This window comes from Gilliamella apicola (assembly GCF_003202655.1).
Classification (GTDB): Bacteria; Pseudomonadota; Gammaproteobacteria; order Enterobacterales; family Orbaceae; genus Gilliamella; species Gilliamella apicola_R.
On sequence record NZ_QGLR01000002.1, the window covers coordinates 133,873 to 148,031 of the forward strand.

20 protein-coding genes and 1 pseudogene are annotated in these 14,159 nt (G+C 35.7%); all 21 read right to left on the reverse strand.

From position 1 onward, the window contains the following. Nucleotides 1-3 precede the first annotated feature (3 nt). Nucleotides 4-345, reverse strand: coding sequence for a hypothetical protein (locus DKK70_RS00820; protein ID WP_110432327.1), 342 nt, complete (start codon nucleotides 343-345; stop codon nucleotides 4-6). Between the two features lie 163 nt (nucleotides 346-508). Beyond that, complete coding sequence (locus tag DKK70_RS16640; protein ID WP_110432328.1) at nucleotides 509-847, reverse strand: hypothetical protein; 339 nt, start codon at nucleotides 845-847, stop codon at nucleotides 509-511. Between the two features lie 28 nt (nucleotides 848-875). Beyond that, nucleotides 876-1,256 (reverse strand): hypothetical protein, encoded by a 381-nt coding sequence (locus DKK70_RS00830; protein ID WP_110432329.1) that lies wholly within the window; start codon nucleotides 1,254-1,256, stop codon nucleotides 876-878. A gap of 331 nt (nucleotides 1,257-1,587) precedes the next feature. Then, on the reverse strand, nucleotides 1,588-2,004 hold the full coding sequence (locus DKK70_RS00835; protein ID WP_110432330.1) for a hypothetical protein: 417 nt from the start codon (nucleotides 2,002-2,004) through the stop codon (nucleotides 1,588-1,590). 100 nt (nucleotides 2,005-2,104) lie between these two features. After that, the gene (locus tag DKK70_RS00840) at nucleotides 2,105-2,380 is read right to left on the reverse strand and encodes a hypothetical protein (RefSeq protein WP_110432331.1); all 276 of its coding nucleotides are present in this window, start codon (nucleotides 2,378-2,380) and stop codon (nucleotides 2,105-2,107) included. Then, nucleotides 2,355-3,416, reverse strand: coding sequence for a cysteine peptidase family C39 domain-containing protein (locus DKK70_RS00845; protein WP_110432332.1), 1,062 nt, complete (start codon nucleotides 3,414-3,416; stop codon nucleotides 2,355-2,357). The genes DKK70_RS00840 and DKK70_RS00845 overlap by 26 nt, the downstream gene beginning before the upstream one ends. Continuing rightward, nucleotides 3,398-4,018 (reverse strand): VENN motif pre-toxin domain-containing protein, encoded by a 621-nt coding sequence (locus tag DKK70_RS00850; protein WP_110432333.1) that lies wholly within the window; start codon nucleotides 4,016-4,018, stop codon nucleotides 3,398-3,400. The genes DKK70_RS00845 and DKK70_RS00850 overlap by 19 nt, the downstream gene beginning before the upstream one ends. 105 nt (nucleotides 4,019-4,123) lie before the next feature. Then, nucleotides 4,124-4,270: a hypothetical protein gene (locus tag DKK70_RS16645; protein ID WP_181415875.1), complete on the reverse strand. Its 147-nt coding sequence runs from the start codon at nucleotides 4,268-4,270 to the stop codon at nucleotides 4,124-4,126. Between the two features lie 406 nt (nucleotides 4,271-4,676). Continuing rightward, nucleotides 4,677-5,282, reverse strand: a complete 606-nt coding sequence (locus tag DKK70_RS00855; protein ID WP_110432334.1) for a hypothetical protein — start codon at nucleotides 5,280-5,282, stop codon at nucleotides 4,677-4,679. Between the two features lie 2 nt (nucleotides 5,283-5,284). Then, nucleotides 5,285-6,904, reverse strand: a complete 1,620-nt coding sequence (locus tag DKK70_RS00860) for a VENN motif pre-toxin domain-containing protein (protein WP_110432335.1) — start codon at nucleotides 6,902-6,904, stop codon at nucleotides 5,285-5,287. 479 nt (nucleotides 6,905-7,383) lie between these two features. Next, a complete protein-coding gene (locus DKK70_RS00870; RefSeq protein WP_034884919.1) occupies nucleotides 7,384-7,788 on the reverse strand; it encodes an Imm7 family immunity protein in 405 nt (134 codons plus the stop codon). Between the two features lie 12 nt (nucleotides 7,789-7,800). Then, nucleotides 7,801-9,858, reverse strand: coding sequence for a restriction endonuclease fold toxin (locus DKK70_RS00875; protein WP_110432336.1), 2,058 nt, complete (start codon nucleotides 9,856-9,858; stop codon nucleotides 7,801-7,803). A 408-nt stretch (nucleotides 9,859-10,266) separates the two neighbouring features. Further along, nucleotides 10,267-10,479 (reverse strand): hypothetical protein, encoded by a 213-nt coding sequence (locus DKK70_RS00880; protein ID WP_110432337.1) that lies wholly within the window; start codon nucleotides 10,477-10,479, stop codon nucleotides 10,267-10,269. 42 nt (nucleotides 10,480-10,521) lie between these two features. Further along, nucleotides 10,522-10,737: a DUF7336 domain-containing protein gene (locus DKK70_RS00885; protein ID WP_110432338.1), complete on the reverse strand. Its 216-nt coding sequence runs from the start codon at nucleotides 10,735-10,737 to the stop codon at nucleotides 10,522-10,524. 17 nt (nucleotides 10,738-10,754) lie between these two features. Further along, the gene (locus DKK70_RS00890) at nucleotides 10,755-11,600 is read right to left on the reverse strand and encodes a VENN motif pre-toxin domain-containing protein (protein WP_110432339.1); all 846 of its coding nucleotides are present in this window, start codon (nucleotides 11,598-11,600) and stop codon (nucleotides 10,755-10,757) included. 151 nt (nucleotides 11,601-11,751) lie between these two features. Beyond that, nucleotides 11,752-12,003, reverse strand: a complete 252-nt coding sequence (locus DKK70_RS00895) for a hypothetical protein (protein ID WP_110432340.1) — start codon at nucleotides 12,001-12,003, stop codon at nucleotides 11,752-11,754. After that, nucleotides 11,990-12,538 (reverse strand): adhesin, encoded by a 549-nt coding sequence (locus tag DKK70_RS00900; RefSeq protein WP_110432341.1) that lies wholly within the window; start codon nucleotides 12,536-12,538, stop codon nucleotides 11,990-11,992. The genes DKK70_RS00895 and DKK70_RS00900 overlap by 14 nt, the downstream gene beginning before the upstream one ends. Before the next feature lie 9 nt (nucleotides 12,539-12,547). Beyond that, nucleotides 12,548-12,763, reverse strand: a complete 216-nt coding sequence (locus tag DKK70_RS17405; RefSeq protein ID WP_110432356.1) for a VENN motif pre-toxin domain-containing protein — start codon at nucleotides 12,761-12,763, stop codon at nucleotides 12,548-12,550. Nucleotides 12,764-12,935: 172 nt separating this feature from the next. Next, nucleotides 12,936-13,097, reverse strand: a complete 162-nt coding sequence (locus DKK70_RS16650; RefSeq protein WP_181415876.1) for a hypothetical protein — start codon at nucleotides 13,095-13,097, stop codon at nucleotides 12,936-12,938. Between the two features lie 35 nt (nucleotides 13,098-13,132). After that, nucleotides 13,133-13,594, reverse strand: a complete 462-nt coding sequence (locus tag DKK70_RS00910) for a hypothetical protein (RefSeq protein ID WP_086362884.1) — start codon at nucleotides 13,592-13,594, stop codon at nucleotides 13,133-13,135. 2 nt (nucleotides 13,595-13,596) lie between these two features. Continuing rightward, nucleotides 13,597-14,159, reverse strand: a pseudogene (locus tag DKK70_RS16655) (hypothetical protein); the annotation flags it as partial.

A 14,159-nucleotide genomic window follows, 5' to 3' on the forward strand; every position in this document is an offset into this window, starting at 1 on the left:
CTCTTATTGAACCTTTTCAAAATGAACAATATTTTTATTAAAAATCTCGATTCCTTTACCTTGTCCAAGCTGGGTTGTCATTTGTCCACCTTCAACCTTAAATCGGGTATTAGTATCCATCCATTTTCCGGTTTGGGTCGACATGTTAGGTAATTCTTTTGCTGCCGCTGAATTCGCTGCAATACCTATTTTTTCAAGCTCAGAGAATGTGCCTGGTTTAACGGTTATTTTTATGGTTACTCCATCGTATTTTGATGAGTAACCTAATACTGGTGAAACAGAGGTTTCTGTTGTGGCTGGCATTACACCGGTATTTAAAAATTTCTCGTATTGTTTTTGCGACATAGTCCGATAAACAATCTCATTTCCATATGCATCATATTGCTGTACTGGATTGAACGGTTTTTTAGACTGCGTTGCAGGAACACCAACAGCTTGTTTTCCTGCCTGAGTCGTTCCACTCGTGCCCTTTCTAGCATTCGATTTGCTGAAAAACGGTTAAGCCTACCTATGCGGTGATACTGTGGTTACTTTGCTTATGGTTGATGAACTGGGATAGAGCTATGTTGCGGTAAACAATATGACAACTGGCACCCACACCCTTTATGTTGCCGCCCACCGTGGTTAAGGAACCGCCCTCATCGAGCACACCATTATTGGCAGCAAAAATATCACTGCCCGCAGTATGAGCGTTTTCAGATAGTTTAATTCGTAGTAGGTTATCAATATATTCACTACAGGAGCTTTTGTTACGCACATAAGGCTTATCAAAAGGGTAACTAATGTTAGCAATATCATATGATTTCCTTATGTTTTCAGAAGCGTTCTGATTGAGTTGAACTCCCAACTTTTAGGCTGGGAGTTGGCTTCATTGCTTACGAATAACGTTCTCTTAGCCTCGACATATAATGTTCTACTGTTGCTTTATCCTTGGGATATGCTTCAACATAACTATCTGAAATCACTTGCATGAGTTTGATGAAGTGCTGAGGGGTAATTGTAGCACTCTCATATTCCCCAAGAAAAAAAATAACTTCTACAAATTCGCTAGGATCATCCCAATCATTATCTAATGAATAGCCTGTTCCTTCTGAAGGAAAAAAACCCGATCCTTCACTAGCCATTTTTACGAATGAAATATAACTCATTTTATCATTCGATAAAGTTGAATAAATTATATCATATAAGTCTCTTCCTTCGTTTTGATATAAGTAATCTTGATTTTGTATCAACCAACTTAATTGTTCATCCTTCATTTTGAACCTCTTGGTGGTATAGTAAGAAATGCTTTATTAATTTTACCTATTTTAGCATATCGAGTTACTTGGAACCAGTAACCATCAACTTTGACAGAATACTGCCTATTATTTGGATTCTGTTTAAAATAGCTTTCTGCTTATTGGGCTGCTTTATTTGACATATTTGTAACTTTTGTTTCAGATAATATGTTAGTGTCATAAGTTGGTTGGCTTTATCATCGGTCAGCCCGTCATCATTAATGCGCAGTCGGGGGATTGATTATTAGGATTCAGAGGCTGAGCTAAGAAGTAAAACAAGATTCCCACGGGTTAAGGTGGGGATTATTTATTAGTAGATGGTTTCACACTGTATGCTTGATAGTTTTATATTTCTTAAAAAAACACTCATTTTTTTTAAATACCAATTAAAATCTGGAATATCTTCCCCAAATAAATACTGACGATTCATTGACAATAAAATAGATAAATAGTTAAGTAAAATTAATAAATTACCCCCTGATTCATTATCATAAACCATCACTATACCGACTTTATCCATAACATTATGAGAGTTTATAAACTCGTCTAAATTGAACAGCTTCATGTCTATATTCAACCAGTTATAATCATCAATATCATTTGGCGATAGGTAAGTAACCATATTTTGATAATAAATATTCAAGCCATTATTTATTAGGCACTTTAATATCTCTTTAGGAGAATATTTTTGTGCAAAATTTATATTTGTGCTGACTTGCATTCCCATATTAATATTCCTTAGGTTGAGCAGGATAAGTTAATTATTGAGCTTGCTATACAGATCTAAAAAGAGATAAAAGCTCCCCGACTGGAGGGAGCTTTACTATTTAAAGTAGCTTAATGGGGAACATTACATCATTTCCCTTTATATAATCCCATACAACATTATATAGCTTCTTATATATTGCAGGTTCATAAGGCATTAGTGACATTAATAATTCTGATAATTCATCTGATGAAGTCATTACAGGTATATCACCATCCTTCGGTATTGCCGTAAATGTTTTATGAATATTATTAATAAGCAAGAATAAACTAACAATACCATTTTCATACTTAATATCATTAAGATAAATATTATTTATTGAAGACAGCAACTCCATTCCAAGTCCCCTTAAATTCTTTTTGAGTCATTTTATAACTAGTACCTTTCCAAGGGGCATGAATTAGTACATTACCAGCCTTATCAGTACCTTTTACAACAACCCAGTGACCAACTTTATTACCTTTATCCCACATCATGGCACTCCACGAACCTGTTTTATTTAGTGCATCAAAAGCTTGCTGACCAACAAAACCACCGTCCCAATTTCCACCTTGCTTACTTAGATCTCTTGCCAGTTGTTCTGGACTTTTCAACGAAGTTCTTAGTTTTGTTTGGTTAACAAAGATATTTCTATCCTTTAATAACATTTGACCGCAGGCAGCACCACAAGATGTTGGAGTAACTTGTTTAATCACATTAGGATCTGTTATTTCATCAATCACTTTCCAGTTTCCGCCTGCACCACCTTGAGTTGGTGAACCAGTCGTGCCTTTTCCAGCATTCTCCAAGCCTTTCTCATTTACTACATGCTCTCTAAAGTTAGAAGATTCTCGAGCTTTTCCACTAGCATCAATATTATCTTTAACTCTGTTAGCATCAACACCGGCTTGTTTATTATTACTTCCAGTATCAATTTCTATTTGCTTTCCTGTCGTCTCATCAACTTTCTTTCCATATTTTGATTCATAAAATTTCATCCTATTTTCTAGTGCTTCTGACATGGAAGCTTTTGTGCCATATACTGCCCAATATACTATAGCGAAACTATTAATTAATTCTTGCGTTTTTGAATATTTATTGTTAATTGCCTCATAACCACGCTTTGCCTGTTCATATAAAATAAATTCAGCTTCTTCTCGAGACATATTAGGGTTATCAGATATTAAATTTCTAATATCTTGTTCATAAATGATATTTTCATATTCTCTACCTTTAAAAAGAGCACTTATATTTTCATAATCATTTAGAAAATAATGCTCATATTTATAAAATCTGTCAGAACCTGCTCGCCATTTTTCATATTCTTCTTTGGTTTTTCGGGCTTCATCAAGCAAACTTAGGCAACGATTACTAATTAAATTAAATCCACACAAGCTTGTTCAATCTCCTCATTTGTTATTTTATCTTTCTCATAAATAGATAATAATTCGATCATCTCTTGTTCTGTTAAACTGCCAGTTTTTAATTTAAATTCTAAATCTTTTTTTCTTTTGGCTTCATAAACAGACAAATAATTATTCTCAACCGCATTTTTACTACTACTAATAGCCGCACTAGCATCACCAAAATTACCACCGCCGGCAGCTACTGCAAGGCCGGATGCTAGTTGAGATAGTGCGCTGATGGTTTGTTTTTCATCTTCGGTTAACTCGCTGGCATCTTTACCACCATAAAGGGTGTTGATAATTGCTTTACTCGCTAGCTCTCCGCTTACTGCACCAACACCTCCTGATAATGCTGAGTTGCCTTGTAGTTCAGCCACTACTGCACCAAGTATTGCATGAGCAATTAAGTTACCGGCAATATCATCGGTTTGCCATTTACCATCTTCACCCATATGCCCGGTGTGCAGTTTTATCTGCTCCGCTAGCCATGGCGCACTGGCGCCAGCTAGGCCACCGGTCATATCGCCGGTGATAATACCGGTAATAATTGATACGGCTGAGTCAACGCCTTTACTAAAGTCATTGCCCATTTTGCCATCTTTTGAGTCTTTACCGGCATCTTTATGAATAGTGCGTTCGAGCTCTTTTACCTGTTCGCCTAACTCTTTTAAGCTAGTGACAATGTTTAATCTGGTCTACTCATCCTCTTTATTAAAGATTGGTTTGAGTTTGCTATGGGCATTTTCGGTATCATGACTGAGTTCATTAATATCTTGTGTTTGTTTATCTTGGTCACGAATGATTAACTCACCGTCACTGATTGCCGCATGGGTAATATTCAAGGTTTCATCGTTATGGTCATAAATGGTTGGTTACAGACCCAACGCGGGCAACCCAACACAACTCACCGTTAAAGACCTCTGGTTGGAAGCCTTCAGCTTTACTACCTGTCAGCCAATCATCATCGATGCATAGCAGGGGCTGTTGATTATCTGGATTGAAGGGATGAGCTAAGAGGTAAAATAAAATCCCCGCGGATTAAGGCGGGGGGGATTAAGGAAAAATATGAGTAAAAAATTAGATATTCGCCGCTTTATTAATAGCAAATTAATCGAGGTAGCATGATTATTGGTAAACATATACGTTATATTATTCTCTATCCTTCTTAACTCAATACCCATAAGTTACATTACCATCGAAGTTAGAGATATCACGCTTCGACTGTTTGATTAGGCTTAGCGTATATCTTTATTTCTTATACATTCTCAGAAAGTATTCGTTTATTTTATCATTATCAAGCAATCTATCAGTAGTAAAATCAACCGTGTCAGAAACGGCTATCCCATGTCGAAGTTCTTCAGGAAAATCCTCAATTGAGGCATATACAGTTGGCATTAAATATCTAAAATAATCGCCCATTTTGGTTACTCCCTCATAACCTATCGGGTAATCTTCTCCTTCGATACTACCTTCAATTGCTTGGTATTCAAAAAAACCCTTATTTATTGCTAAATTAACATCACTATAATGGCCAGATTGAATAAAGTCATTTGTTAAATCTGCTAAAACTGTTTTCTTATCAGGTATATTTTTATGACGCCAATAAGAATATAAATCTAATTTAAAATTTCCTTTTTTATTTTTGGGATAATTAGAATAAATGGAAGATTCTTCCCACATATATTCATTTAAATGATCAAGTAATGATTCAACATTTTCTATAGAAAGCAAACATTTTGGTAAATAACCGTAACAATTATTAATCATTACAGCAATTTTTCCATTTTTGTCCATAGCAAACCAAGTAAATATTGCTCCAAATTCCGGTTTCCAATTTATATTTAATATACTCATATCTATTTATCCTTCGGCCATGTTATCTGACAATTTTCACATCTAGGAATGATAGCATCATCAGGGATATGATTTTTTCCCCAAACTTCTCTAGGTCTTACTGCATTTGTAAATTTTATATTTTTAGGATTAGAACCCATCCGAATTAATTTATCAGCTGCAGACACCTCTGCACAAGCACCTGCTTTATTTTTACAAAAATTAGTAAATTCTCCTATTTTAACACCTAATTGAGATTCAATGTATTCTATCGTTTTTGGATGTAGTGCTTCTGCTGATATATTTGCATTACTACTACCAATAACTTTATTTCCTGTTATAGGATCATATGCAGCTACCATTGTTGCGTTTTTTGCTGCTTGATTTTTTGAAGTAAAGCTATTAATTTCATCTATTAACTCTTGTTGTGCTTGCGCTTTGTATTTTTCAGCATTTAAAACTGATAACTCTTTGTTTATTTTATCGAGTTCTTTAACTGATAGTTTACTTGTATTTACGACACTATTTTTAAATAGTGATGATGATCCTTTTAATGTAGCTGTCGCTCCCGCTAAATCAAATATCATTTCAGCATCAGTTTCACTGATATTTAATAAATCTGATAAACTTTTAGCTGTTAACGTTTTATACTGTTTCCCATCAATAATAATCGACCATGCTGTACCACCGCTATCCGCTGCATGCCAAATCATTGCTCCAGAAGCAATACATCCAACACCTGTTTCACAAGTCGGTATTAGGGCTATTCCAGCTGCGCCTTCTGTCAATGCAAAACCTAGTTGAAACGCACCTCCTGCTCGTGTCATGATGCTATATTCATTGTTAGCATATTTTAATGTATCTAGTACTTTATCTGTATCAGTATAATCAAATAATTTCTCAATAGTCTCATAGGTAACGGGCATAAATCCTATCATATCTGGCGCAAAGTTAGTTTTTACATAATCAATATCACGTAATATTTTTCTGTAAGATTCTAACTCTTCGCTATTACCCATTGCCTCAATTTCTTGAAACTTAGCTTTATTTGGGTCATCATCAGCAAGCTCTGCCGAGCATTTTTTTATTGCACATGCTGCTGCATATAATTTTGCAAACTCTTCAGTATTACCATCTGCAAGTTCGGTGATTTTGTTTATATGCTTTTGTTGTAGTAAGGCATTATTCTCAACCGCATTTTTACTGCTACTAATAGCCGCACTGGCATCACCAAAATTACCACCGCCGGCAGCTACTGCAAGGCCGGATGCTAGTTGAGATAGTGCGCTGATGGTTTGTTTTTCATCTTCGGTTAACTCGCTGGCATCTTTACCACCATAAAGGGTGTTGATAATTGCTTTACTCGCTAGCTCTCCGCTTACTGCACCAACACCTCCTGATAATGCTGAGTTGCCTTGTAGTTCAGCCACTACCGCACCAAGTATTGCATGAGCAATTAAGTTACCGGCAATATCATCGGTTTGCCATTTACCATCTTCACCCATATGCCCGGTGTGCAGTTTTATCTGCTCCGCTAACCATGGTGCACTGGCGCCGGCTAGGCCGCCGGTCATATCGCCGGTGATAATGCCGGTAATAATTGATACGGCTGAGTCAACGCCTTTACTAAAGTCATTGCCCATTTTGCCATCTTGTGAGTCTTTACCGGCATCTTTATGAATAGTGCGTTCGAGCTCTTTTACCTGCTCTCCTAACTCTTTTAAGCTAGTAACAATGTTTAATCTGGTCTGCTCATCCTCTTTATTAAAGATTGGTTTGAGTTTGCTATGGGCATTTTCGGTATCATGACTGAGTTCATTAATATCTTGTGTTTGTTTATCTTGGTCACGAATGATTAACTCACCGTCACTGATTGCCGCATGGGTAATATTCGAGGCTTCATCGTTGTGGTCATAAATGGTTGGTTACAGACCCAACGTCTAGCAATTCAACCTTAAACCACAACTGACCATTAAAGGCCGCTGGCTGGAAACCTTTGGCTTTACTAACTGTTAGCCGGTAATCATTAATATCCAACAAAGATTGTTGATTATCAGTAATTGAGGGGCTGAGCTAAGAGGTAAAATAAAATCCCCCACAGGTTAAGTAAGGGGGATTAATTCTATTCCTCATCATCCTCAATCACTGGTATACAAGGCGATAAGAACGTATCTTTTTCTTTTCTAACTTTCCCTCTTGCTAAAACCAAAACTTCAAATTCATTGCAAGCATCTAGTGATTCATCATTTCGAATATATAACAATCCATATGAACCAATAGCTATCCTTGCTATATATTCATAGAGGTTAAAAATCTCTATTACATCCTGAGATAAATGGTTAGTATTTCCACTAACCATTACTTGGTAAGAACCATTTACCTCATGAACATTGATAAATCCAGATGCATTTTGTACTTTATATTCTGTGATGTATGAAGATAATTTATTTAATATTAAACTCATTTCGCCATCATCACTTTCATATGTTGAATCACTTATAGATATCCAACCGTAATATTCAACCATTTAATTACCTTATTATTTTGGGTTAAGAGGTTTAGTATCGATAACAACTTTTACTCCGTAACGGTTACTATATTCATTAAGTTTATTAATTACGGATTGAGACGGTTGCCCCTCAAAGTGATAATATACTGATCTATTTGTATCTTTCGCAGCTTCAAAGGTAGCTTTCATTTGGACTCTAACACTCTTATTTAATTGCTGTAAAGCTGGCTTGGTTTGAGCAATGTACATATCACTGATGCAATCAAATTCCCTTCCATCATTTGCAAACCTAACTCTAGACACTCCACCTATCCTTTGAGCAAGTGCATCTGCTGCTGCATCAGGTTTATTTACTTTAACTAGCCCACCAGAATACTTGTTATTAGATTGAGTAGCAGCTCCAGTCCCCTTTCCGGCAGCATTACTAGCTTTGCCTACAAGTTTATTAAAAATAACAGTAGATGCAAATGCCATTATTTGGTCTTTACTCGCACCATTATCATACAAATTCAGAAGAGCATTTACATTAACAGGCGCTATTCCAGAATCAATAATATTGAGTTTTAGAAGCTTAGACTGTATCTCTTCATTACTAAGACCCTCTGCTTTCCAGTCCTCAATCATTATATCATATCGTATAGCACTCAGGTATGAATCACTTATTAATCCCATTGGAGTCCAAAAATGTCCTGAAAGATCATATATTTCACCTGCAAGATTAAATCCTGTATTATGTAATTTTTGTCCTTCTCCAGCTCCATACATCATGGCTTCGGCATAATAGGAGTTAAGGTATTCAAATTCTTCTCTACTTAATTGTCCTGTTTGATATAGTTGAGTTAATATTTCACCTGCTTTTCGCTCTTGTTCTCTAAATTCATTACGAACATCACGTTCACAGTCACTATTTCCATTACATTCCTCAAATTTAGCTTGTAGTTCATCTATATCACCAATACCGGCATCCTTTAATTTTTTATATAAAGCCTTACCTTTTTCGTCTAATTTTTCAACACCATATTTATTTGACAAAAAGTTATTCTCAACCGCATTTTTACTACTATTAATAGCTGCGCCAGCATCACCAACACTACCACCACCGGCAGCTACTGCCAGACCTGCTGCTAATTGCGATAGTGCACTGATGGTTTGTTTTTCATCTTCGGTTAAATCTTTGACTTCTTTGCCATAAAGTTGTTTGCGGATGATATCTGCTGCAACTTCACCGGTCACTGCACCGGCACCACCGGCAAGTCCTGAGTTACCTTGTAGCTCAGCGACTACTGCACCAAGTATTGCATGAGCAATTAAGTTACCGGCAATATCATCGGTTTGCCATTTACCATCTTCACCCATATGCCCGGTGTGCAGTTTTATCTGTTCAGCCAGCCATGGTGCACTGGCGCCAGCTAGGCCGCCGGTTATATCGCCGGTGATAATACTGGTAATAATTGATACGGCTGAGTCAACGCCTTTACTAAAGTCATTGCCCATGGTACCAATATTGTTACCTTTTTGCTTATTTGCTTCTAACTGTGTATCAACAGCCGCGTAATACCAATAATCCTGATTATCCGTATAAAATTCTTCAAAAGAAATTTTTGCCTTGTCTTCATCGCTTAAATCATTATATTGTTTCAAAGCTTCTGCTTTGGATAGAAGTTCCTTATTGTTTTCGATATCTTTTTGTGCCTGTATTCGGTCATACTTTTGTGTGATGCTTTTTGCTTGTTGGGCGATATCTTTTATTAGCTCAACGGTTTCTATTTTATCCAGCTCTTTTTGCTTATCAAAAATCTGTTTTAGTGGATTATTGGCACTTTCGGTATCCCGACTTAAATCAGCAATATTTTGTTGTTGCTTATCTTGATTACGGATGATTAATTGACCTTGCTCAACCGCGGATTTGGTAGTGCTTGATGCTGAATTACTGTTTTGGTAAGCTGTCGGCATGCCCGGACCGCCGGTACCACCACTGACCGATACATGCGTAACGTTAAAGTCGGCTTTGTTTTCGATATCACTAAAGCTTATTGTGCCGGTATCGAGCCTGTTTTTGCGGGTATCGTCTGCCTCAGAGGCAATCACCGCCCCTTTTAAATCTGTATTATTACCAACCGTGATATCATATCCGCCTTTGCCGGCAACATCCCTAATTGGTAATTATATTTTTTAGATAATAGTTATTTTGAGTTGGTTTATTGAGATGTATTGGTAAAAATAATCGAAGAGTGTATACCGTTTCATGACTATTTGAACGCCATGATGAAAAAGGTGCTCATTTGATAGCACCTCTTTATATGTAGACATTTTGAAATTTTCAGCTCAAGTTAATAAGACAAACTTTATGTCTTATTCTTTGGTAGTGCTATTAAAGATGAGCGTTACTTTTTTGTTTTGATTGAATATTTGATACTTTATCTCAAAACTAGTAACGCTTTTTTAAATATTGGTCAGATTAAGTCTTAACCAATGTATATATTATTTCAAATAATATTAATCACTAAAACCATCAGTCCAATAATCTTTATCGATGATATACTCATCAATATAAAAGTCATTTGGATAGTCAATAAAACCTGGTTTATCTTTTATTCTGTTTATAGCCTCTTTAGCTAATTGATAACTATCATAGGTACCAATTTTTTTATCATTTTCATCCGCTGTTCCTTTATCTCTAGTGTGATGTAACTCATAAACTTTTTGCATTTTCATCTCCATGGTTATCTGAATTATTTAATCTATTAGATATTAACAAGTAACAAACCCCTCTAACCATCCTTCTCGATTAATAACATCTTGAATAATCTGAAAATCGTCGGGAAAATCGATAAATCCCGGTTTTTTTTTCATTCGTTCTATAGCTAATTTAGCCTGTTTACGTGAACTGTAAATACCAATAACCTTAACATCTTCATCGTCGGTATCTTCATAACGAACATGGTATAAATAATATATTTTCTGCATTTTTATATCCTCATCGATTATTTGGGGTTAGTAAATGATCTATCACCCCATTTTTTGATTTGATTAAACTCCGTTCTAGCTCCTTTTAACCATTTATCTTTTCCATATTTGCTATCCAATACTCGTTTAGCAAAATCTTTTCCATTTTCACCTACATATGGCCTATATCCTCTAACCCAATCAGGAACATCGTTTGCACCTTCTTTACCACTAATTCCTGATTTTTTAACCTTATATTTTCTGTCTTTATCATTATCATCATCTGGCTGTAAATTTGCACCACCACTTGCGGTTGATGAATCACCAGCCGAGGCATAATCACTGGTCTTATTTTTTTTATTACTAGCTTTTTTCTTCAAATACTCATTGTAGTAAGTATCATAAGTCTTTACTACAGCGTTTTCAAAATTTTCATCACCAGTGGGATCAACTAAAGCTAATTCAATTAATTTTCTTTGTTCTAAGGTTAAACCTCCTAAAAAGGCTTCTGCCTCTTCAGTATCAGCAATTAAACCTCTTGCTATTAACACATCTACAGCAGTAATGGTAACTGGCTCGCCGAGTGCACTTGGGCGAATTACTTGCCAAGCAACCCTAGGAATTAGAAGTAAATTATTATTCTCAACCGCATTTTTACTACTATTAATAGCCGCACTGGCATCACCAATATTACCACCGCCGGCAGCTACTGCAAGGCCGGATGCTAGTTGAGATAGTGCGCTGATGGTTTGTTTTTCATCTTCGGTTAACTCGCTGGCATCTTTACCACCATAAAGGGTGTTGATAATTACTTTACTCGCTAACTCTCCGCTTACTGCACCAACACCTCCTGATAATGCTGAGTTGCCTTGTAGTTCAGCCACTACCGCACCAAGTATTGCATGGGCAACTAACCTCGCGGTTTCGTTATCACCAGCTTGTATCTTTATCTGCTCAACTAACCATGGTGCGCTGGTGAACTTAAGAGGTAAATACTAGATGTAAAAAATCCCAGTTTTTAGACTGGGATCTTAATTATTTGCCATAAATATTAATTCTCATACGGCGGTATTCTAAATACCATATTCCTATTCCAATTGGGATACCCACCGCACCTAACTTACAAGCTATATAAATATCTTCCACTTTGAATAGAAAATCTCCATACATTAAATAAAAATATATTGATAATAGAAATATAACTGCTATATAACATACAAATAAACAAATTGATAAAATAAAACATGTAAATAGTAATGCTACTAAATATTTTTTATTTATTTTCATTTTTCTTTCCTATAGACTCGTTAATCCTATTTCCAACAATTTCTCCGACAGAAGAATTAACTGCAGTGCCAGCAACAGATGGAATAGAACTTTCTGTATAATGACCAGTGATCCCCAGAAATCCTCTGTTTGTTTCATGAATATATTTATTAGCAACTGGATTCAACCACGATTGTAATGGGTTTTCTACTAATTTTCCTACGCCATAACCAACAAATGATGAACTACCACCTATCAAGCCTCCCATAATAGGGTTTTCATCTTTCAAATAACTCGATGTAGCACCTCCTGCTATACCCCAACCAGTAGTGCCCCACAGCCCAGTACCATAACCACCAGTAAACATTCCGACGCCTGTCCAAATAATGACATCATTACTATTAACTTTTCCAGTAGTTAAATATTGTCCTGCAACCTTTCCTTCGCAACTTATGGTACCATCAATTATTGCTGATTTAGGAAGAACAGAGATTAAGGCTGGCAATGATACTGCTGCGGTTTCAGCGATTATTATAGGTTTACCATATTTATCCATAAATTCTTTTTACCCTTGCATTATTTCCATTGTAGTTTTATTAATACATTCAGGGTCATTTCCACATTTAGTTTTTGAAGCGTTATAGAAAGCATACCCCACATAATCACCATAATTGTTCTCAACCGCATTTTTACTACTACTAATAGCCGCACTGGCATCACCAACACTACCACCGCCGGCAGCTATCGCAAGACCTGCTGCTAACTGCGATAGTGCACTGATGGTTTCTTTATTTAATTGGGTTCCCTAGTAAGCTAATTATTTTATTTTTATCATAAGATAAATCTATTCCTGAAGGTAATTCACTAATATAAGGAGAATAATTAGGTTGATTATTAGTTAAATACAAATGTATTCGTTTTAAATTATTGTTGATTAATATAAGTCCAATTCCCTAGCGTAAAGATTTATAATATTTGAATTTTTCATGGCCGCTATATTCTTTAGAATCTTCTGATATCACTAGTTTTTCTCCTATAGAATTCATCAAAACAACAAATTTATCGGATGTTTCGGATGTACTTAAAGCTTCAATAAACTCTTTCCATTCTAACATAATGAATAAATCCCCCTTTTCTTTGTTACGTGTTTTTATCTTATTAATACAGCCAATGTTATCAAACAAAGAGTCCCATTTTTATTAAACTCAAAATGTAATGAATAATGTGTCATATGATATAATATCCAACGATTCACATATCCCAAAAAAGGACTTTGTTCATTTCCACCCACTTTTAATGGTTTCCCTAATAACTCAATGACCATTTTTTCAGTATATTGAAAATCGATCCCATTCAATAATTTTCCATGATATATAGAATAATTATCCTTTTCCTTACAAAAGAATTGAATATGATTCAGATATTTTTTTCGAAAACCGATAAGCATACCTGTTTGAAAAAACTCATAATATTTAGTTCGATCAGGATCATTATATTCAATAAGATCTTCTGATATTTCAGGATTTTCACCAATTTCATCTTTTAGCGTATAAAACTCTGAAGAATTTTCAGATTTACCTAATACATTAACTAATTGCTGCCATTTAATCATGATCAATAGATCCCCTTTTCTTTGTTACGTGTTTTTATCTTATTTATGGCATCTTCTATTAATTTCGGATCATACCCTTTTTCTATCATATTTTTTCGTAATGCGTCTGTATCTCTTTTAACTGCTTCATAAAGGTTTTCTGCATCTTTCATGATTTGTTCTGCAGTGTTTTTACCTCCATATGTTGGTCCTGCTTGATGAACATCTCTAGGAACTTCAACAGCTGTTGCTTCTGCATATAGTTTTTTCGTTTCTGTTGGAGTTAAAGGTCGTCCAAGCCTGGTTTCTTCAGCCTTTTTTAATGCAGCAAATGATGGAATGTGATCATGCTCTAGTCCATCACCAACTTTTGCCTTTGCTTTAAGTTCCCTAAAAGTGCCGACATCAAGAGCTTTTACTTTATCCTGAGCTTCTTGAGCCAACTCAATGGCTTTTTTCGTATCGCCTACTTTTAAAGCCGCTTTCGCTTCTTTTAAGAGCTTACCAACTACATCACCTAAACCAGGTATTAATCCAACTGCTGCAATGGTATAATCAATACTGTCTTCAGCTTCAGCAACAGCTT

Excerpts from the sequence above, each read along its gene's own strand:
- DKK70_RS00870 (WP_034884919.1), bottom strand. The coding sequence starts at position 7,788 with ATGGTTGAATATTACGGTTGGATATCTATAAGTGATTCAACATATGAA.
- DKK70_RS00895 (WP_110432340.1), bottom strand. The coding sequence starts at position 12,003 with ATGAAAATAAATAAAAAATATTTAGTAGCATTACTATTTACATGTTTT.
- DKK70_RS00855 (WP_110432334.1), bottom strand. The coding sequence starts at position 5,282 with ATGAGTATATTAAATATAAATTGGAAACCGGAATTTGGAGCAATATTT.
- DKK70_RS00900 (WP_110432341.1), bottom strand. The coding sequence starts at position 12,538 with ATGGATAAATATGGTAAACCTATAATAATCGCTGAAACCGCAGCAGTA.
- DKK70_RS00820 (WP_110432327.1), bottom strand. The coding sequence starts at position 345 with ATGTCGCAAAAACAATACGAGAAATTTTTAAATACCGGTGTAATGCCA.
- DKK70_RS00840 (WP_110432331.1), bottom strand. The coding sequence starts at position 2,380 with ATGGAGTTGCTGTCTTCAATAAATAATATTTATCTTAATGATATTAAG.
- DKK70_RS00835 (WP_110432330.1), bottom strand. The coding sequence starts at position 2,004 with ATGGGAATGCAAGTCAGCACAAATATAAATTTTGCACAAAAATATTCT.
- DKK70_RS00830 (WP_110432329.1), bottom strand. The coding sequence starts at position 1,256 with ATGAAGGATGAACAATTAAGTTGGTTGATACAAAATCAAGATTACTTA.
- DKK70_RS16650 (WP_181415876.1), bottom strand. The coding sequence starts at position 13,097 with ATGTTAGAATGGAAAGAGTTTATTGAAGCTTTAAGTACATCCGAAACA.
- DKK70_RS00910 (WP_086362884.1), bottom strand. The coding sequence starts at position 13,594 with ATGATTAAATGGCAGCAATTAGTTAATGTATTAGGTAAATCTGAAAAT.
- DKK70_RS00880 (WP_110432337.1), bottom strand. The coding sequence starts at position 10,479 with ATGCAAAAAGTTTATGAGTTACATCACACTAGAGATAAAGGAACAGCG.
- DKK70_RS00885 (WP_110432338.1), bottom strand. The coding sequence starts at position 10,737 with ATGCAGAAAATATATTATTTATACCATGTTCGTTATGAAGATACCGAC.
- DKK70_RS00850 (WP_110432333.1), bottom strand. The coding sequence starts at position 4,018 with ATGGGCAATGACTTTAGTAAAGGCGTTGACTCAGCCGTATCAATTATT.
- DKK70_RS00860 (WP_110432335.1), bottom strand. The coding sequence starts at position 6,904 with ATGGGCAATGACTTTAGTAAAGGCGTTGACTCAGCCGTATCAATTATT.